This is a genomic window from Frateuria sp. Soil773, from assembly GCF_001428405.1.
In the GTDB taxonomy this organism is placed as follows: Bacteria; Pseudomonadota; Gammaproteobacteria; order Xanthomonadales; family Rhodanobacteraceae; genus LMSL01.
The window spans coordinates 23,669-42,507 of the sequence record NZ_LMSL01000041.1; the positions used below are offsets into that span (position 1 = coordinate 23,669).

The window sequence follows — 18,839 nt, forward strand, 5'->3', positions numbered from 1 at the left end:
CGCCGCGTTGCGGCGCATGGAACGGAACGGGCAGGCCCGCGCGCGCAGGCGCCGCGCAACGCTGCCCGCCGGGCGGCCGCGCGCGGCCATCAGCCCGCCACCCCGGCGGAGCCGAGCAGGTCCATCGCCCGCGCGACGAAGGCGGCGCGGCGCGCCTCGAACTGCTCGGTGACCAGGGCGGCCATCAGGTTGGCCGCCGCCACCGTGGCGCGCGCCGTCAGGTGCTCGGCCGGCGGCACCGGGGTCTCCTGCGCGGCCGGCGCCAGGCTGCCGCCGGACCAGCCGGCGGCGGCGGCCAGCCAGGCGCCGAGCGAGCGGTAGGCACCGGCGTTGGCGAACTCGTAGGCGGCGCGGCGGTTGCTCTCGTTCGGCTCGCGCACCCACGCCTCGGCCAGCGCCGCGCCGGCCCGGTCCTCGCGGCTCAGCGGCTGGTCGCGCGCGCACTGGCACAGCCAGGCCACCGCGTAGCGCTTGGGCAGCAGGCGCGCCAGCAGCTTCAGCGCGTCCTGCACCTGCCCCGCCTCGACCAGCGCCTGCACCGCCGCCTGCGCGGTCATGTCCGGCCGCAGGCGGGCGCCCGCCGGCTCGGACAGCTCCATCTGCACCGCCGCCTGGATGATGGCCGACATGCGTCTCTCCCCTAGCCGATCATGATCATGCCGCCGGACACCTGCGCCATCGCGTCGCCCTTGAGCGTCAGCATGGCCCCCTTGACCGTGGTCATCGCGCTGCCGGCCACCTCCAGCATCGCGTCCGAATGCACCTTGAGGCTGGCGCCCGCGCCGATGTCCATCGTCGCGCCGGCCTTGATGCCGACCTCGGCCTGGCCTTCCATCTTCACCGTGGCGTTGCCGGCGATGGTGATGTTGACGCCCTTGATCTGGATCTCGCCGGAGCTCTTCATCACGATGCTCGACGCGCCGGTGACCAGTTCGATCTCGGTGCCGGCGCTGAGCTTGAACTTCTGCCCGATGCTGGTGGTGCCGTTGGCGGTGACGTCGAGCTTGTCCTCGTTGCCGACGGTATGGGTGCGGTCGTGGGTGACGTCCAGCTTCTGGTCGTGCTCGACCTTCACGCTCTGGTCGTTCTTCACGGTGACCGTCTCGTCGTGGTCGATCTGCACGAAGTGGTCGTTCTCCACTTCCTCGCGCATGTCCTTCTGCGCGTGCAGGAACAGCTCCTCGCTGCCCTTCTTGTCCTCGAAGCGCAGCTCGTTGGCGTCGGCGGCCGCGCCGTTGAGGCTGCGGCTCTTGATGCCGCTCTGCGTCTTGTTGTCGGGCAGGCTGTACGGCGGCAGGTTGTCGGCGTTGTAGACGCTGCCGATGATCAGCGGGCGGTCCGGGTCGCCTTCGAGGAAGCTCACCACCACCTCCTGGCCCACCCGCGGGATGCTCACCGCGCCCCAGTTCTTGCCCGCCCACGGCGAGGCCACCCGCACCGGGCAGGAACTGCGCGCCTTGGCCTTGTCCGGCTTGTTCCAGTGGAACGTCACCTGCACCCGGCCGTACTTGTCGACGGCGATGTCCTCGTCGGTGTCGCTGCCGGTGACGATCGCCGTCTGCAGGCCGACGATCCGCGGCGCGGCCGCCTCGTGCGGGCTGCGGAACGGCTGGCTGCTGCGGATCGCCTCGAAGCGGCAGGCGAACGGCTCGCCGCCGCTGCCGCCGGAGACGTAGCCGACTTCCTCCAGCTCGATCCGGGTGCCGGTCACCAGGTATTCGCGGTTGGCCTCGGACAGCGGGAAATCCTGCAGCGTGAACAGCGCGCCGGCAGCCATGCCGCACGCGTCGGTGTCGGCGGCGAATTGCTGGTGCGGCACGTTGGCCGCCTCCATCCGCACCTGCGCGTAGCGCCGGCCATCGTCGGCGAGGGCATGCCGGCCCGGGTAGTCGAACACGTCCAGCCCGGAGATGCCGTGGTAGTCGGCGCCGTTGTCGACCGACTCGGTCGCCAGCAGCGAGGTCTTCGGGTTCAGCGGGTCGTAGTCGGTCAGCTGGTACTTCACCGGGTGCACCGTGCGCGCCGCGCTCCAGCCGGCGATCGAGGCCGCGTTGCGCTTGCCGCGCTCGGTCGGCGGGCAGTACGGGATCTTCTCGAAGCCGCGCGCGGCGGCATGCGCGCCCAGCGCGTCGGCGAGCACCATGGTGTGCGTGCTCGCGGTATGCGTGAAGAAGTAGTAGATGCCTTCCTGCTCCATCAGCCGGCTGATGAAGTTGAGGTAGTCCTCGCGGTACTGCACGCAGTACTCGCGCTTCGGGTAGTTGCCGCTGAGGCTGAGCTTGAGGTCGGCGTAGCCGATCTCGCCGAGCACCGTGCGCACGATCTCCGGCACGCTCATCTCGGCGTAGATGCGGCAGTCCACCTTGCGCGACAGCAGCCACGGCTTGGGCACCAGCCGCACGCGGTAGGCCGCGTAGCGCACGTCCTGGATGGTCTCGAAACCGGTCTGCGCGGCCTCGCAGACGATGCCGTTGAAGTGGCGCTCGTAGCCGTCCTCGGTCTTCAGCCGCACCGTCATCGGCGTGCCGAGCAGCTTGCGCAGGTCCACCTGCGCGTTCTCGCTCAGCAGCTCCAGTTCGTAGGAGAACAGCCGCCCGAGGCGCTCGGTGGCGACCATGCGCGCGAACAGCAGCGCATCGCCGAGGTTGGAGGATAGGGTGATCGCATGGGCCATCTGTCGCGTCTCCGGAGAGTGGGTGCTGCGCCGATCGGGCGTATCGCCATGGCCTGCCCGGCGCCGTGGCGCCGGATGCCCTGCCGGCGTATGCAGGGCCGAACGGAAGCCACCGCTCAGCTCATCCCGGCCTCCCCGCGCCGTGCCAGCACCACCCAGCCGACGACTTCGCGCCCGGCTTCCCGGCGCAGCGTGTCGGCCGCGATCTCGACGCCGCCGAAGCCGGCCTCGCCCAGCACGCGCTCGACGTACCGTCGCGTATGCCGGTAGCGCCCGCTCGACGACAGTTCGCTGCGGTCGTCTTCCGTCTCTAGCGCCTCCAGCGTGAAGGCCACCTGGCCGCCGGGCCGCAGCGCCTCGTGCGCGGCGCCCAGCACCGGGCCCAGTTCGCCGAAATAGACCAGCGTGTCGGCCGACAGCACCAGGTCGTAGCTGCCCGGATGCGCCTGCAGCCAGGCGGTCAGCTCGGCCACCGCCAGCTCGTCGTAGCCGCCGCGCAGGTGCGCCTTGTCGACCATGCCGCCGGACAGGTCCACGCCGGCGAGATGGCGCGCGTGCGGGCGGATCAGCGGCGCGCACAGCCCGGTGCCGCAGCCGGCGTCGAGCACGTCGAGCGCGCCGGACGGCGCCGGCAGGCGCCGGGCCAGCGCATCGACCAGCACCTGCGGCGCGCGGTAGCCGAGGTTGTGCAGCAGTTGTTCGTCGAAGCTGTCGGCGAAGCCGTCGAACACCTCGCGCACATAGGCGTCGTCCGCGCGCGGCGGCGCCTCGGCGCCGCCGCAGGCCGCCAGCATGTGGCGCGGCACCGGGTTGTCCGGCTCGCTCGCCAGCCAGTCGCGGTAGACCCGCGCCGCCTCGGCATGCCGGCCGAGCGTGTACAGCGACACGCCCAGCCCTTCCAGCGCGCGCACGTTGCCGGGATCGAGGCGGTGCGCCTCGCGGAAGCATTCGGCGGACTGCTCGATGTGCTCCACGCCCTGCGCGTAGTTGCGCAGGAACAGGCCCAGCAGGTAATGCCCGTGGGCGAACCGCGGCGCCAGTTGCAGCAGCTTCGTATAGGCCTGGAAGGCTTCCTCGGGGCGCTCCTGCGCCTCCAGCACCACCGCCAGGTTGCTCTGCGCGTTGCAGTGCGCGGGGCCGTGCTCCAGCGCGCGCCGGTAGCACGCCTCGGCCTCGGCCAGCCGCCCGCATTCCTTGTGGATATTGCCCAGGTTGTTGTGCGCGTCCGGGTGCCGCGGGGTGATCCGCAGCGCCGTGCGGATCAGCTCCGCGCCCTCCTCGCTGCGGCCGCGCTGGTGCTCCAGCACGCCCAGGTAGTGCAGCGCGTCCGGCTGCGCCACGTAGCTTTCCAGCACGTCCCGGTACAGTCGCTCGGCCCGGTCCAGGTCGCCGGCCTGGTGCGCCTGCATCGCCTGGCGCAATACCGACCGCCGGTCCGGCACCGCCGCGCGCGTGGCCGGCTTGCGCGCGACGCTTCTTGCTGCATCCCGGTTCACGCTGGTTTCCTCGCTCGATCAATGCCTTGGCGCCCGGGCCGGCACCCGTTCCGGGCACCGGCGAAGCCGCCTGACGTGGGCTCATTGCTTAGTGCGTAAAATTGCGCGGGATCTGGTCACGGCGGCCGCCGTGCGCTGTCTGCCGCGCTGGCTGGCTGCTTTCGGCCGCTTCCGGCTTCAGCCGAAGCGCGCGGCGTGGCGCCGGGCCGTGCCAGGAGTGGGCGGGCCGGCTCGGCCCTTGGGCCCGATCTTCCGGCCTCCGGCCGGGGGAACGCCCCATCCGCCCGGCTGCGGGCGCCTAGCCGATCAGCACCGTGAAGCAGCCCAGCACGATCACCCCGCCGTGCGCCGTGCTGTCGCCCATCCGCGCGGCGGGCTGGCCGCCGATCAGCACCTTCGGCGAACCCGCCACGATGGAATCCGGCGGGCCCACGCATACCGCCATGTCGCCCATCCGCGCGGCCGGCAGGCCGCCGATCAGCACGTTGGGCTTGCCCGGCGCGGAAATCGGGCCGCCGACGTGCGGAACCACGCCGGTGACCATCGGGCAGGCGTGCATGTCGGTGAGGCGGGCGGCAGGCTGCATGGCGATGCTCCGGTTATGCGGCGACCCGCAGGTAGGCTTCGATCAGGCTGTCCAGATCGTCGGTGGCCGCCACGTGGTTGTTCTTCACGCTCATGCGATAGAGGTAGCGATAGCTGCCCACCAGTTCGTAGGTCAGCAGGCCCGCCCCGTTGTACGCGGCCAGTTCCTCGTCGATTTCGAGGTAGAGGCCCTCGGAAGGGAACTGCGCCACGTACTGCAATCGCGTCATGCCGTTGGGCGTATCGGTTTTCTTCTGTTTCGAGCCATGGCTGTAGCCCGTGACATGGATGTCATGCTCGATCGCCATGGCGATGCCGCGCGCCTTGATCTGGCCGTCGCTGTAGCCCATGCCGGAAAACGGGCCTGTGTTGAGTACGTTCGCACGGTACTTCAGCGCCCCGTCCGAGCTGAGATGGTCCCGCTCCAGCGTCGCGCTGGCTACGTTCGGCTTCAACGAGCCATGGCCCGTGCTGTACGGACCGACGTCACCCTCGCGGACTAGGTCCTTGGTGCGGTCCAGCCGGTCGCGTGACTTCGCCTTCTTGCCCACACCCTTGGGCACCATGGCGCTGCTGGGCAGCCGCTTGCCGCCGTTCTTGAAGCGGATGAAATTGTCCGACGACAGTTGCACCGCATTGGTCGCGTAGACCTGGAAGGACTGCGCGTTGCTGATGACCAGGGCATTCAGGTCGTGGTTGTTGGAAACGTTGCCGTACTGATTGACCTGCCCGATCTTCGAATAGTGCGAATAGAACACCATCGCATCCTTGATCGCGACTGCCACGTGACCCATGGAACCTCCCGGACTCCGGACCGGGACGGACCGGCGGCCGCGCTCCCGCGGAAGCGGCAACACGCCCTTCCTCTTACAGGTAGTGCGCGAAACGGAAAGCAATCCGGTCAAATGGGCACGCCCCGGAGGCAGCCGGCCACGGCGGCGCATTCACAGCAATTCTTCCTGAAAGCGGATCGTGGCGTTGTGGTACGAGTGCGCCAGCATGGCGGCGGGCAGGCCGTGGTAATGCATCATCGCCCCGAACACCGCCCCGGAGATCACCGTGTCCCGGAAGTGGCCGTCGCGCGGGTCCGGGTTGTGCGAAGCGGCGAACAGGGTGTCGGCTATCGACGCCGCAATGCCGACGGACACGAAGCTCGGAACGCCGACGGCCATCAGCATCCGCGCCAGCAGTTCCTGGCCGGCATAGCGGTAGACCAGTTCCTCGTAGATCGGCGCGCACAGCTCGGACACGAAGTTGTCGTTGATGAAATGGAAGCTCCGCCCGGGCCTGCCCGCATACGCCGACATGGCACGCGACGGCGCGGCCAGGGTCCGGACCACGCCCGGATGGTAGGCCGTCACCGAGCGCGGCAACTGGTCAAGGAGCCAGTCGTGGATGTCGGCGATATGGACGTGGTAGCGCGCGTCCACCTCGCGCGCGATCCAGGCCGCGCCGCGCGACGCGATGACCCCGCCGAACGCGGCCGCCGACGCCTGCGGAAAGAAATACCGGCCCAGCGCGATCGTCGTGATGACGCCCGCGTTGTTCACCAGCAGCGTCCTGGTTCGGCTGGCGTAGTAGCAGAGCGTATCGACGCAGTTGTGGAACAGCAGCCCTATCCCTTCGGGGAACATGTGCTTACCTCCTCGTCCTGCCGTCCGCGCGGCCCGGCGGCCATCGCCCCTGCCGCGCGCGGCAATCAGGAAAACTTCTTGTAGATGCCGTCGTAGATGTGCTTCCAGATGCTGTCCAACAGCTCGGCCGAACCGAACAGATGGTCCCAGGTGAAGATGCATGCGTCGGCGCCCAGGCCGGACGGATCGACGAAGCGGGCGGACGAGGTATCCGACGCTATGCACATCCCGCTGAAATCCTTGATGTACCAATGGGTGCAGGGAATGGTCATGAACTTGTCGAAGACGAGCTTGAGATTGAGGATGCGGTTCGATTTCACGCTGTCGTCCTCGCCGCCGAAAACCAGCTTGAACATCACGTGCGGCGAATTCCTCACCTGCGCCGGCAGCGGATAAAGCAGGTTGATGGCCAGCTTGAAGTTTCCGTCCGACGGGCTTCCCAGCGGCAGGCCGAGCAGTTGCAGGAACAGGGTGCACCAGCCGCAGTGCATTTCCCCCGTCACGAAATCCGTCGGCGCCACCCGCCCGCCGGCCTTCGTGAATATCTCCCCGTTGACCATGATCCAGTGTCCCTGGTCGAGCATGAATTTGACGGCCTCCATTTCGGAGTGCATCTGGCCCTGGGTCTGGCCGGTCGTCAGCGCCTTCTCGCCGCCGGGCCAGCGCACCGTCGTCTTGGCGCCCTTCGTGCCGAGGACGTAGTCGTTGATGGTCCCGATATCCTCGTGGATCGCCGATATCGAGTTGCCGACGTTCGAAATGGAAACGACGCCGCACAGATGCTTCCCGACCGGATGATGGTGGATCGAACGCTTGCTCTCGTAGGCGCCCAGTTGCGACGACCCCATGTCGAGCGGCTCGGCATGCACCTGCCGGCTCGGCTCGCCGCCCATGTACGACGCCCATAGCCGGAGCGGGCAATCGCCGCTGGCGCAAGCAGGCAGCCCTGCGCTGCCCAATTGGACGTTCCAGAACTTGTTGCATCCAGGCGATGTGCATTGCATGGCTTTCTCCCCTTTTCTGCGGCGGAAAACCCCGCGAAGGAGCCGGCACCCCAAGCGGCCTGCGGCCGCCGGCTTCCTTCGCCACGGATCAGCGGCTGCAGCGGACGCAGACGCGTGCGCCGTTCTCCTGGGCCACGGCCTGCGCGCCGGGTCGGGTTGCCGGGTTGGCCACGTCGCGGGTGAAGTTGGAGCAGGTATCGCAGAAGATCTCCCCGCAGCGCCGGCAGTGGTGGCGCCGCCGGAACGCGCCAAAGGCCGCGCCGCAGAACACGCAGTGGGCCCGCGTGTCGTCGGCCACCCATGGCTGCCGAGCCGCGGGCACCGCCGGCGCCAGGGTCCAGTTGGCGCGCGTGGCCCTGAGCACGCTGACGATCCGGTCCACGTGGCGCTGGTGCAGCCCCGTCAGGTAGCAGCTCCACAGGTTGAATATCGCCATGTCGATGGGCTGGTGCCCCTGGTAGATCTGGATGTTCGACATGCCCGGGAACAGCTCGATCGCGCGGCCGTGCACATCGATCCACATATGGTGGAACGACGGCCTGACATCGCCCACGATCCCGCCATCCAGCCGCGTCTTGTATTCCACGTAGAAGCGGTACGGCGTCACCGTCGTGCCGTTGGCGGCCGAGAGCGTGAGGCCGTTGGCCTCGATCGCCAGCCGCATCACCGTGTCGACCGCGGTGGTGCGCGCCGCATCCGGAGTGGCCGTCACGGTGTCCAGCCAGGCCTCCTGCGCCTGGTCCAGCCGGGCGATGTTGGCCTGGGTCCGGAACCATCCCCGGCCATGGTGGGCCAGCACGTCGTTCACCGCCTGGCCACTGGTGACGTAACCGAACATGTAGCTCGGCCACACGGCGTTGTGGTGGCACCCGGTCAACGCCCAGTTCCAGCACGCGAGCCGCCCCCATTCGCCGGGGATGGAAAGAGCCCCGACCTGGTTCTGGATCACCTGTATCGCCAACGGACTCAATGTAGCCATTGTTCAGCTCCTTGCGAACAAAATGCAGCCTTGCCCGGGATGTGGCGGACCGCGCCGGCAGCGCGCATGGCCCATGGATGGGGTCGACCGGCGATCAGTTCCCTTCGTAGAGATTGCCCTTGATGTCGTGGAAGGTTTTCTCGTAGGTCTTGTGGGCGTGCGCCACCACTGCCGCCACGTCATGCGCCGCGTCGCGCACCCAGCGCGCCCTGCCGGTTTCCGTGGGGCGCGTGCTGTTGCTCCACTGCCCGTCGGCCTTCTTGCCCTCGGCATGCCCCTTCGAGTCGCCGCCGAGCTTTTTAAGCTTGAGCTTGTTGCCTTCCTTGTCCTTCGTATCGGCCAGCAGCCATCCGCGCTTGTCGTAGCGCATGCACAGGAAGCCGGAAACGAAGTGCCCCTTCAGCGGCCCCTTCATGTTCCGCACCAGATAGTCGGTGATGACCTGGGGCGAGCGGTAGCTCTGCGATTCGAGCGTCTCCCGGTTCTTCAGCACGGTGCCGGCGGCATCGGCACGCATGTCCGAGGGAAAGCAATCGGCCAGCCATTGCCACAGGAACACCGTCTTGCGCTCGAGCGAGGTCGCGCGGTAATTGCCCGCCTGCGCATAGAGGTTCGCAGCCGGGCGCCCGAACTTGTTGGCGATCGCCAGCCATTGCAGGGCATGCGTGTACTCGCCATGCCGGTTGTGCATCGAGTCCTTCCAGAACAGCTTGTTGCGCAGCATGTAGCCCAGCTCGGGATCGCCGGCGATCAGCTTGATCTGGATGGCGACGCCGCGGTTGGGGTCCGGCGCAAGGCGCGTGGACACGCGGAAGCCGAAAGGCTCGGCGACCAGCGAAATCACACGGGTGAACTTGTTCCGCTCGTCGACATGGAGCTTCACGTAGTGCTTCCACATGCTCTCGGAGACGATCCGTAGCTGCGTCTCGAACTGCTGGTTGTTGCAGAGGAATGCGCCGATCTCCGCCGCGAGCCGCAGGTCGGCGGCGATCCGCCCCTCGTCGAGGCCGGTCTTGTCGTGCGGCGAGAACCCGTTGTCGCGCAGGCTCTTCTCGGCGGCGGCGACATTGGGGAACACTGTATTGGCCATGGTTTCTCCTGGATGGCCGCCTCCGGTCGGGGGACCGGCCTCGGCCGATGTAACGCATCGCGGGTTGTTGTGTAGCGACCTGTTTGCAGAAGCCCGGAAACGAGCGCCCCGGCCATAGGCTCAAACGAAATCAGGCGCAGCTAGCGGATCGGGAACATCGCCGGCACCGATGGCCCGGAGGGTGAACCTGGTTCCACGATCGCCCCACTATCGACGGCGGACCATCGCCACAGCGGCGGCATTGCGCGTGCGGCAATCGGTCTGTAGCGGTCAAGGTCGGCCTTCGGCAGAAATCACGCCACCCTTCGGAGCTTTTCCGATGTTTTCTCCAGCCCCGATGTCAATGCCCATGGGCTCGCATGTAATCGATCACGGCATTGCGCTCGGCCCCTCTGACCGGATTGAAAAAGCGGGAGATCGCAAGCAGCTTTTTGTTCGCCCAAAGCACGAGTCCCTCCATGACGCCGTAGTAATGAATTTCCGAAGGGTTGGGCGCGTTCAGGCAATCCAGATATCTCACATAGTAGTCGCCGCCATGTATGCACCTCACCTTGTAGCGGATGACATTTCCGACATGACGGCCATTGCCCGCGTCCAGCAATCCAACGGACACCTTCATCTGGAATGCATCTTCTCGCCGGAACATCTGCAAGGCGCTTTCTATCGCAAGCTGTTCGGAGTTATTGCCTCGCATGGCGGCAACGATATTCCCGGGCCCATCGGCCCCGCCCATGGAATGGGCGATGAGATGGCACCACTCCCAGTTTCCTGCGGGATTTATGACGCTTCCATTCAACTGCGCCCAGTTGACGTAGGCAGTTGCCGATCGCGCGACTCCGGTGAGCGCAACCATGGCCCCATTCATTCCCTGATTGGTCTGCCGCCTTGAAGCATCCCTGCACGTCGGCAGATCCACCCAGCCGCTGCTCAGATACTGGACGGCATTGTCATACGCCCCTCCCAGCGCCCATTGCGAGCGGGTGTGCGCCGTAAAGCGGACATTGTTGGCGAAATTCACGCGACCATAGATGGGCGCAAGCGTGGTTATCCCCGTCGGCAATATGACTGCCCGACCGTTGTTTATGGAGAAACAGTTGTAGCGTCCATGACGATCGCGCACATACACCGACCGGCCTGCCTGGCGCCGGTAAACGCAATAGACATCCTCGTCGTCAATCCTTTTTCTCTTTCTACCCGCCATGACATGCCTCCATAAAAAGAGGAGCGAATCCAGATATCCGACACCGACAGGAAAACAAGCCTGCCCCTACCTCCCGGCATCTTCCGGAAGATCAGCCACCCAAACGGCTGGAAAGCACATAAAGCAACAACAAGATGAGTGACACGGTCCGCACCGGGTACACCTGAAAGGCGGTGCGGATCAGGGTGACCAGATCCGTATTCCCCGCCACCGTGCCGGCATTGCTCCACGAGAGCAGCGCCAAGGGATTGGACGAAGCGTCCTGGACCCTTCTCGGGTCGTAGCCGTAGTGCCGGTACTCTCCGCTCGCGCCGTTGTAATCGATCGTCAGGTTTCCGCGGATGAAGGCGAGCCTCGGCCCCAGCCCCATGTGCTGGAGCGTCGGTACCAGCGCATTCAAGATCCCCGAGAGTTGCTGTGTACCGATCAGCGCCAGCGCATCTTCCGTTATGTCGGGTCGCGTACCGGCCCTCAGATTACTTTGGCTTTCGCTCAGAAACAGGTTACCCAGGCAGTTCGTCAGATTCGTTCTCAGACTCCTCACCTCCGCGCGACCCAGCGAAGTGAACCAGCGGCTGCCTTGCCAGCCTGGCCCCGTGAGCCGCGGACCGATCGTCCGCCACTGGTTGGCCAGGGCCCCGACGCCGAAGGCGTCGAACAAGGACTGCAGCCCCACGACCAGATCCGGTGTGGGGGCCCGCAGCGCCTCCACCACCGCCCAGCGCAGGAACCTGTCGGCGACCACATGCCTCACGGCAAACTCCCTGGCGCCGAAGACCTCGTCCCGAAGCACGTCCTGCCCGGCATCGACCTGGGCCGCACTTGGATTGGGCACGCCCAGCTCACCGTGTTGGCGGGTAACGAAGGTCCGTTCCGCGTCATTCCTGGTTTGCCTGGAAAAAGTGCTTCGCGCCAGCGAAGGCGGAATATCCGTGGAGAAGGCGACGCGACGCCTGGCGGGACGGCGCCCGATCATCATGATGAGGGCCATTGCCAGAAGCAGGCCCATGATGACCAAGGCATACAGCCCCAGGCCGTTTTCCGAATCGCCATCCCGTTCGCCCATAGCACCCTCCGCTGTTCCAAATACCCATCAAGAGCCGACCCATCCGGCAACCGGTCCCGAGGCCAAATCCGTCCCTGCGTCCAACCCGCTTGCGCATCGAAAGGCAAATTGCCTCGCCCGCATCACTCCAGCGACTTCGACGTGCCCAGCCATTGCCCGATGTAGCGCAGCACCGCCTCCTTGACGGCATGCTCGTCGTCCCCGCCCTGGCGGCTCTTCAACATCTTCTGAATGAGCGCGTCGCTGCTGGAACGGATCAGCGCGCGCGACTCCTGCGCCTTGCCGATCTGCGTCGCGATGGACCCTTCGCCCATGCAACTGGCGAGCCCCTTGTCCACCTGGATCTTATGGATGCTGCTGATACTTCCGCCCGATACGACACCGTCGCCGCCGACATCGTCGACATCCACACTGCCCGGCAGGGCATCCCTGCTCTGCCCATGCGGCTCCTTGGTTTTCGCACTCAACTGCGCGGAAATCCGTGCCCCCACCTTGCCGTCCTTGCCGGTGTCTTCCTGGCCGAAATAGATCACGCTATCGGTCGACCTGGCGGCCGACAGATATCCAGTGCACCCCCTGCACGGCGTCAGGGTGGAAAAAATGATGCTTCTTTCGGGAATGGCCGTTGCCGTCGGGTTGTCGCGGAAATAGGAGAGCAGCATGCTGACCTCCGCATGGCGGTACGACCCGGTATTGATACCTGCGGCGAGAATCTTGCCCTGGTCGCTCACCAGCAGAGCGCCGACGTAGTTCTTCAGACCCTCGTAGCTCTCTTCACTGCTGATATCCACCAGCGAATAAGCGGCCAGCATGTAATACCGCAAGGCCCGCGCCAGCCCTTTCTCTCTGCTGCCGGCGGGAAGATCGAGATCCTTGCTCAGTCCGGCCGCGGCGGCGTAGAGCCCACCGCCGGTGAGCGGTGCCGCCAACGCCATTGCCCCCAGCCGCCGCGGCCACTTCTTCGTCACCTGCACGACCGGGGTTACCTCGACCGCTCCGTCGCCCTCGGCGGACTTGAGCGTGTCCATGTGCTTGACCTTGATCAATGGATAATGCTTGATCCACAAGGCTTCCAGGCTATTGGTATAGATCGTCGCCTTGTTGGACTTCGCCTTGGCCTGCAAGGCGTTGACCACGGCCGGCAGCTTGGCGCTGCTGGACTCGTAGTACTTGAAATTCTTGCCATCGATGAAGCCGGCGATATTCGCCCCGGCCGTCGGCGTCTGTATCGAAGGTGTCTGAAAGAAATCGTAGAGTTTCTGCGGCATGCCTCGCCCCTGAAACGGCCTCTCCTTCGCACGGAGAGGCCGGTCGTTCGTTCCGGAATCTCAACCAAATGCGTACGAGAAATCCCCGCTCGCCGCGCCCACCCGCACCCCCGTCACCGGCACGCCCTCGATCATCCGGTTGAGGAACTCGCGGCTGATGTCCGGCAGCATGGTGTTGGTCAGGATCGCGTCGATCATGCGGCCGCCCGATTCGCTCTCGGTGCAGCGGCTCACCACCAGCTTCACCACGTCCTCGCCGTACTCGAACGGGATCTTGTAGCGGGCCTCGATGCGCTTCTTGATGCGGTTCAACTGCAACTTCACGATCTCGCCCAGCATCGCTTCGCTGAGCGGGTAGTACGGGATCGTCACCAGGCGCCCCAGCAGCGCCGGCGGGAACACCTTCAGCAGCGGGTCGCGCAGCGCCTTGGCGATGCCCTCGGGCTCGGGCATCAGCTCCGGGTCCTTGCACAGGCCGGCGATCAGGTCGGTGCCGGCGTTGGTGGTGAGCAGGATCAGCGTGTTCTTGAAATCGATCTGGCGGCCTTCGCCGTCTTCCATCACGCCCTTGTCGAACACCTGGAAGAAGATCTCGTGCACGTCCGGGTGCGCCTTCTCCACCTCGTCCAGCAGCACCACCGAGTACGGCTTGCGGCGCACCGCCTCGGTGAGCACGCCGCCCTCGCCGTAGCCGACGTAGCCCGGAGGCGCGCCCTTGAGCGTGGAGACGGTGTGCGCCTCCTGGAACTCGCTCATGTTGATGGTGATGACGTTCTGCTCGCCGCCGTACAGCGCCTCGGCCAGCGCCAGCGCGGTCTCGGTCTTGCCCACGCCGGAGGTGCCGGCGAGCATGAACACGCCGATCGGCTTGTTCGGGTTGTCCAGGCCGGCGCGACTGGTCTGGATGCGCTTGGCGATCATCTCCATCGCGTGGTCCTGGCCGATCACGCGCTTGCCCATCAGGCCGGCCAGGTTCATCACGGTCTCGAGTTCGCTCTTGACCATGCGGCCGACCGGGATGCCGGTCCAGTCGGACACCACCGAGCCCACCGCCACGTAATCGACGGTGGGCAGGATCAGCGGGTTCTCGCCCTGGCGTTCGGCCAACTGCGCCTGCAGCTCCTTGAGCTGGGCCAGCGTGGCGGCACGCGCGGCATCGTCGAGGCCGGCGGGCGCTTCGGGCGCGGCTTCGGCCTCGGCGTTGGCGGCTTCCTCCAGCCGGCTGCCGGTGCCTTCCACCGGCGCGGCATCGCCGCGCAACCGGGCGCGCAGGGCGAGGATCTGTTCGACCAGGGCCTTCTCGGCCTGCCAGTCGGCCTCGAGCTTTTCCAGCCGCGCCTGCTGCGCGGCGAGCTTCCCGCTGGCCGAGGCTTCCCGCTCGGCCACTTCCACGCCTACGCTCTTCTCGCGGGCGATGATCGCCAGCTCGGTCTCCAGCGCCTGGATGCGCTTGCGGGTGTCGTCCACTTCCGGCGGCACGGCGTGCTGGCTCACCGCCACGCGCGCGCAGGCGGTGTCGAGCAGGCTCACCGCCTTGTCCGGCAACTGGCGCGCGGGGATGTAGCGGTGCGACAGCTTCACCGCCGCCTCCAGCGCCTCGTCCAGCACCTGCACGCGATGGTGCTTCTCCATCACGCTGGCGACGCCGCGCATCATCAGGATGCCCTTCTCCTCGCTCGGCTCGTCCACCTGCACGGTCTGGAAGCGGCGGGTGAGCGCGGGGTCCTTCTCGATGTGCTTCTTGTACTCGGCCCAGGTGGTGGCGCCCACGGTGCGCAGGTTGCCGCGCGCCAGCGCGGGCTTGAGCAGGTTGGCCGCGTCGCCGGTGCCGGCCGCGCCGCCGGCGCCGACCAGGGTGTGCGCCTCGTCGATGAACAGGATGATCGGCCGGGGCGAGGACTGCACTTCCTCGATCACCTGGCGCAGCCGGTTCTCGAACTCGCCCTTCATGCTGGCGCCGGCCTGCAGCAGGCCGACGTCGAGCGTGCGCAGCTCCACGTCCTTGAGCTGCGGCGGCACGTCGCCCTGGGCGATGCGCAGGGCGAAGCCCTCGACCACCGCGGTCTTGCCCACGCCGGCCTCGCCGACCAGCATCGGGTTGTTCTGGCGGCGGCGCATCAGGATGTCCACCACCTGGCGGATCTCCTCGTCGCGGCCCACGATCGGATCGACCTTGCCGCTGCGCGCCTGCTCGGTGAGGTCGACGGTGAACTGCCTGAGCGCCTCCTGCTTGCCCATCTGCGCCGGGCCCATCGCGCCGCTGGCCTCGCCCGGCGCGGCGCCGCCGCCCATCCTGAAGCCGTCGCTGGCGGCCTGGCCGTCCTCGGGCGAGCCGGACACGACTTCGGCGAATTTCTCCACCAGGGTCTCGGGCTTGATCTTGTCGAACTCGGCCGAGATGCCGGCCAGCGCGTTGCGCAGGTGGCGCGTGCGCAGCGCGCCGACCATCAGGTAGCCGGTGCGCACCTGCGCCTCGCCGAACATCAGCGTGGCGAACACCCAGCCGCGCTCCACCGCTTCCTCCACGTTGGAGGACAGGTCGGTGATGGTAGTGGAGCCGCGCGGCAGCTTGTCCAGCGCGTCGGTGACGTCGCGCGCCAGGTTGGACGGGTTGAGGTTGAACTGCTTGACGATGCGGTGCAGGTCCGAGTCCTGCAGTTGCAGGATCTGGTGGACCCAGTGCACCAGTTCCACGTACGGGTTGCCCCGCAGCTTGCAGAACACGGTGGCGCTCTCGATGCCCCGGTAGGCCAGCTTGTTGAGTTTGCCGAACAAGGCGCTGCGACTGATCTCTGCCATGAACCTACCCCTGGAATGACGATGACGGCCGCCCGCGGGCGGCATCGATGGAAGAAAAGCCGGCGCGGCCGCCCACGCGCGGATGCGCGCGGCGGCCAGCCGGAACGCCGCGATTCCGCCTGCGCGGAAGCGGCGCGGGAAACGTGCGGGAGCGCTTCGCCGCCATGCCCTACCCCGCCGGCCTGAGCACGACGTGGTCGGCGTCGGCGTCCCGCTGCAGCCGGCCCATCCAGGTGGTGAGCCCGATGCGGCCGGCCCGGCCCAGCCGCGTGACGGGCACCTCGGCCTTGTTCAGCACCAACTGCACGTCCCAGGCCATCTCCTCGCCGAGGTACGCGCCGACGGCCGCCGTCAGTTGCTTGAGCGCGCCGCCGCCGGGCAGGAAATCGTTGAAGCGGGCCCGGTCCAGCGGCCCGATGCGCAGCCGGAAGCGGTGCTGCGAACCGCGCACGTAGCGGCCGAGCACGGCGGTGCGGCCCATCGCGGCGACGTCGCGCGAGCGCCCCAGGCGCAGGAGCGAGGACGCCGGCAGCCCCATCCACTCGGCCACGAACTCGACCACCCGCACCGGCACGCGGAAAAAGTGCTGCAACAGGCTGCGCAGGCCCTCCGCGTTGCGCGCCTGCGGCAGCAGGCGTCCGGCGAAGAAGCGCTTGAACGAGTCCGGCAGCGCGTCGCGCCCGTCAAGGTGCGGCGTGGCGAGCCCGATCAGCGCGCCGACGTACAGCCGGAAGCGGTCCTCGTCCGGGCGGTCGAGCTGCACGGTCGGCTGCGCGTCGGCCCAGGCCCGGTAGAACAGGCTCATCATGCGGTGGTGGAAGACGTCGGCGAAGGCGACCAGGGTCGGATCCTTCGCGTTGAGCTGGCGGTCGAGCGCGAATTCGGTCAGGTGCAGCGGCAGCGGCGCGTTCGGCCCGAACAGGCCGAAGAACAGCCCGTGCATGCGCGCGGGGCGGCCGTCGCCGCCGGCCTCGAAGCGGTCGACCATGCGCGGCGCGAACGCCAGCGACGGCGTCTGGCACAGGCGCACGAAGTCTTCCGACGGCTTGGTCGAGCGGCCCAGCCGCGGCCGGCCGGGGAACGCGCATTCGAGCCGGCGCACGGCCTCGAAGAACTCGAAGTCCTCCGGGCTCGCGCGCAGCGCCTCCTGCAGCGCTACAGGATCTGCCGCTTGCCGAGCCGTGCCGGCCATCGCGCCACCTCGTTGCGTTCCAGGGTGCGCAGCACGGTCTCGGTGAACGAGTTCACCGAGACGTAGCGCGCGAAGAAATGCTGCATCACCGACCCCAGCAGGAAGGTGCCCGCGCCCTCGAAGGCGCCGTCGTCGCAGGTCAGGGTTATCTCCAGCCCGCGGCCGAAGGCGATCGGCCCGGGCACCGGGATGCGCCGCACCACCTGCCGGGCCGCGACCGCCTTCACCCCCTCGATCTGCCGCCGCGCGCCGGAGTCGAACTCGTCGCAGTACAGGGTCAGCATCTCGCGCAGCGCGGCGGCGCCGTCCTCGCCGCCGTCGCCAAGCAGCGACACGTAGTTCAGTTGCAGGTGGCTCAGCAGGCGCCAGGCGGTCTCGCCGCCGGCCACCGGGGCGCGCGGCTTGGTCGGGCCGGCGACGCAGCGCACCGATTCCACCGGCACGCCGGCCTCGATCGTGAAGTCGGTATGCGACTTGCCCACCGGCATCTGCAACGGCAGATCGCGGTTGGTGCACAGCAGCCGCATGCCGATCTGCCGCAGCCGGGTGGAGTACGGCGCGTCGTTGGCGTCCACCAGCGCGATGAACATCTCGTTGCCGACGTAGCTGGAGCGCGCGCCGTGCAGCTTCTGCCGCGCCGACAGCAGGCGCGGTTCGCGGCGCACGGTGTAGTACGCGGCGCCGCCGCTGTGCCAGGTGCGCTCGTCGCCGCCGTAGAACGGCTGGAAGCGCTGCTCCGGCTCCTGCCGGTCGCCGAAGCCGTCGACCTCGTCGATGCTGTGGATCTCGAAATCCATCGGCCGGGTGCGGTCGGCGAGCACGTGGTACTCGGCCTTGCCCTGCTGCAGGTGGATGCGGTCGGCGCGGCGCGGGAACAGGTTGGCCGCCGGCGTGCAGAACAGGCGGAAATTGCCGGCGTCCACCGCGTTGTGCAGGCGCGCGACGCTGCGGTCGAACAGCACCACGATCTCGAACTCGCTGCCCTGCGAGCGCGCCAGCGCGGCGCGCAGGCCGGTGAAGACCGCGAACAGGAAGCGCTCCGGGCAGGCGAAGTATTCCTGCAGCAGGCGGTAGCCGCTGAACGAGCGGCCGCCGTAGGGAAGCAGCGCCTCGTCATCGTCGAAGCCCTTGGCGCGGATCGCGCCGGCCTCGAAGTGCTCGGCGATCGCGCCGCCGCCGGCGCCCTTGGCGCGCACCACGTAGCCGACGGCATTGCCGAGCAGTTGCTCGTACAGCCGCTTGGGCAGTTCGTCCGCACCGGCGATGAACACCGGCAGCTCGTCCAGCGCCAGCATGTTCGCCTGCGCGCCGGCGGTGACCGCGAACTTCAGCCGCAGCCCCGCGCGCACCGGCTTGCCGGCGGGGATCGGCACGCCCGCGGCCGCGATGGCGGCGGGGCTCTCGAAATACTTCGCCTCGGCCAGCTCCAGCGGCCACAGCGTAACGTCGTGCGCGGTGCGGTATTCGCAGGCGGTGCGGTCGTCGCGCGCGACCAGGCCGCGCAGCGCCGTGTGGCGCGGCACCGTATGCCCGGCGACCAGGGCGCTCTCGCGCAGGTCCGGCCGCATCTGCACCACCGCCATCGAGGGCACCGGCGCCAGGTAATGCGGATAGACCATTTCCATCAGGTGCTGGGTGAATACCGGGTACTGCGCGTCCAGCTTCAGTTGCACGCGCGCCGCCAGGAAGGCGAAGCCTTCCAGCAGCCGCTCCACGTAGGGGTCGGCGCACTCGAAGCCTTCCAGACCCAGGCGCCCGGCGATCTTCGGGTACTCGCGCGCGAACTCGCCGCCCATCTCGCGGACGTGCTGCAACTCGCGGTTGTAGTAGCGCAGCAGGCGGGGGTCCATG

General features: G+C 67.6%; 15 protein-coding genes. All 15 read right to left on the reverse strand.

Annotation, left to right across the window (positions count from 1 at the left end; translation table 11 throughout):
- Positions 1 to 89 precede the first annotated feature (89 nt).
- Entirely contained in the window at positions 90 to 629 is a 540-nt protein-coding gene (locus tag ASG87_RS15930; RefSeq protein WP_056007452.1) for a hypothetical protein, read from the reverse strand.
- Positions 630 to 640: 11 nt separating this feature from the next.
- Positions 641 to 2,674, reverse strand: coding sequence for a type VI secretion system tip protein TssI/VgrG (gene tssI, locus ASG87_RS15935; RefSeq protein ID WP_056007455.1), 2,034 nt, complete (start codon positions 2,672 to 2,674; stop codon positions 641 to 643).
- A 116-nt stretch (positions 2,675 to 2,790) separates the two neighbouring features.
- Entirely contained in the window at positions 2,791 to 4,083 is a 1,293-nt protein-coding gene (locus ASG87_RS15940; RefSeq protein ID WP_056007457.1) for a tetratricopeptide repeat protein, read from the reverse strand.
- A gap of 385 nt (positions 4,084 to 4,468) precedes the next feature.
- On the reverse strand, positions 4,469 to 4,756 hold the full coding sequence (locus tag ASG87_RS15945; RefSeq protein ID WP_056007460.1) for a PAAR domain-containing protein: 288 nt from the start codon (positions 4,754 to 4,756) through the stop codon (positions 4,469 to 4,471).
- A gap of 13 nt (positions 4,757 to 4,769) precedes the next feature.
- The gene (locus ASG87_RS15950) at positions 4,770 to 5,549 is read right to left on the reverse strand and encodes a hypothetical protein (protein WP_056007463.1); all 780 of its coding nucleotides are present in this window, start codon (positions 5,547 to 5,549) and stop codon (positions 4,770 to 4,772) included.
- Positions 5,550 to 5,699: 150 nt separating this feature from the next.
- Complete coding sequence (locus ASG87_RS20540; RefSeq protein WP_056007466.1) at positions 5,700 to 6,389, reverse strand: CPBP family intramembrane glutamic endopeptidase; 690 nt, start codon at positions 6,387 to 6,389, stop codon at positions 5,700 to 5,702.
- A 65-nt stretch (positions 6,390 to 6,454) separates the two neighbouring features.
- Positions 6,455 to 7,393 (reverse strand): hypothetical protein, encoded by a 939-nt coding sequence (locus ASG87_RS20545; RefSeq protein WP_162258383.1) that lies wholly within the window; start codon positions 7,391 to 7,393, stop codon positions 6,455 to 6,457.
- 88 nt (positions 7,394 to 7,481) lie between these two features.
- The gene (locus ASG87_RS15965) at positions 7,482 to 8,372 is read right to left on the reverse strand and encodes an FYVE zinc finger domain-containing protein (protein ID WP_082583037.1); all 891 of its coding nucleotides are present in this window, start codon (positions 8,370 to 8,372) and stop codon (positions 7,482 to 7,484) included.
- Positions 8,373 to 8,466: 94 nt separating this feature from the next.
- Complete coding sequence (locus tag ASG87_RS15970) at positions 8,467 to 9,462, reverse strand: LirA/MavJ family T4SS effector (RefSeq protein ID WP_056007474.1); 996 nt, start codon at positions 9,460 to 9,462, stop codon at positions 8,467 to 8,469.
- 340 nt (positions 9,463 to 9,802) lie between these two features.
- Positions 9,803 to 10,663: a hypothetical protein gene (locus ASG87_RS20285; RefSeq protein ID WP_157511131.1), complete on the reverse strand. Its 861-nt coding sequence runs from the start codon at positions 10,661 to 10,663 to the stop codon at positions 9,803 to 9,805.
- A 91-nt stretch (positions 10,664 to 10,754) separates the two neighbouring features.
- Positions 10,755 to 11,729, reverse strand: coding sequence for a hypothetical protein (locus ASG87_RS15980; protein ID WP_056007480.1), 975 nt, complete (start codon positions 11,727 to 11,729; stop codon positions 10,755 to 10,757).
- 122 nt (positions 11,730 to 11,851) lie between these two features.
- Positions 11,852 to 12,997 (reverse strand): hypothetical protein, encoded by a 1,146-nt coding sequence (locus ASG87_RS15985; RefSeq protein ID WP_056007482.1) that lies wholly within the window; start codon positions 12,995 to 12,997, stop codon positions 11,852 to 11,854.
- 60 nt (positions 12,998 to 13,057) lie between these two features.
- Complete coding sequence (tssH, locus tag ASG87_RS15990) at positions 13,058 to 15,796, reverse strand: type VI secretion system ATPase TssH (protein ID WP_056007485.1); 2,739 nt, start codon at positions 15,794 to 15,796, stop codon at positions 13,058 to 13,060.
- A 169-nt stretch (positions 15,797 to 15,965) separates the two neighbouring features.
- A complete protein-coding gene (tssG, locus tag ASG87_RS15995) occupies positions 15,966 to 16,988 on the reverse strand; it encodes a type VI secretion system baseplate subunit TssG (protein WP_056007488.1) in 1,023 nt (340 codons plus the stop codon).
- Entirely contained in the window at positions 16,952 to 18,838 is a 1,887-nt protein-coding gene (gene tssF / locus ASG87_RS16000) for a type VI secretion system baseplate subunit TssF (protein ID WP_056007491.1), read from the reverse strand. Before tssF ends, tssG begins: the two co-directional genes overlap by 37 nt.
- Position 18,839: the final 1 nt, after the last annotated feature.

Bases quoted from the DNA above. Each gene is read 5' to 3' on its own strand.
- ASG87_RS15930 (WP_056007452.1), bottom strand. From the start codon at position 629: ATGTCGGCCATCATCCAGGCGGCGGTGCAGATGGAGCTGTCCGAGCCG.
- tssI (WP_056007455.1), bottom strand. From the start codon at position 2,674: ATGGCCCATGCGATCACCCTATCCTCCAACCTCGGCGATGCGCTGCTG.
- ASG87_RS15940 (WP_056007457.1), bottom strand. From the start codon at position 4,083: ATGCAGGCGCACCAGGCCGGCGACCTGGACCGGGCCGAGCGACTGTAC.
- ASG87_RS15945 (WP_056007460.1), bottom strand. From the start codon at position 4,756: ATGCAGCCTGCCGCCCGCCTCACCGACATGCACGCCTGCCCGATGGTC.
- ASG87_RS15950 (WP_056007463.1), bottom strand. From the start codon at position 5,549: ATGGGTCACGTGGCAGTCGCGATCAAGGATGCGATGGTGTTCTATTCG.
- ASG87_RS20540 (WP_056007466.1), bottom strand. From the start codon at position 6,389: ATGTTCCCCGAAGGGATAGGGCTGCTGTTCCACAACTGCGTCGATACG.
- ASG87_RS20545 (WP_162258383.1), bottom strand. From the start codon at position 7,393: ATGCAATGCACATCGCCTGGATGCAACAAGTTCTGGAACGTCCAATTG.
- ASG87_RS15965 (WP_082583037.1), bottom strand. From the start codon at position 8,372: ATGGCTACATTGAGTCCGTTGGCGATACAGGTGATCCAGAACCAGGTC.
- ASG87_RS15970 (WP_056007474.1), bottom strand. From the start codon at position 9,462: ATGGCCAATACAGTGTTCCCCAATGTCGCCGCCGCCGAGAAGAGCCTG.
- ASG87_RS20285 (WP_157511131.1), bottom strand. From the start codon at position 10,663: ATGGCGGGTAGAAAGAGAAAAAGGATTGACGACGAGGATGTCTATTGC.
- ASG87_RS15980 (WP_056007480.1), bottom strand. From the start codon at position 11,729: ATGGGCGAACGGGATGGCGATTCGGAAAACGGCCTGGGGCTGTATGCC.
- ASG87_RS15985 (WP_056007482.1), bottom strand. From the start codon at position 12,997: ATGCCGCAGAAACTCTACGATTTCTTTCAGACACCTTCGATACAGACG.
- tssH (WP_056007485.1), bottom strand. From the start codon at position 15,796: ATGGCAGAGATCAGTCGCAGCGCCTTGTTCGGCAAACTCAACAAGCTG.
- tssG (WP_056007488.1), bottom strand. From the start codon at position 16,988: ATGGCCGGCACGGCTCGGCAAGCGGCAGATCCTGTAGCGCTGCAGGAG.
- tssF (WP_056007491.1), bottom strand. From the start codon at position 18,838: ATGGACCCCCGCCTGCTGCGCTACTACAACCGCGAGTTGCAGCACGTC.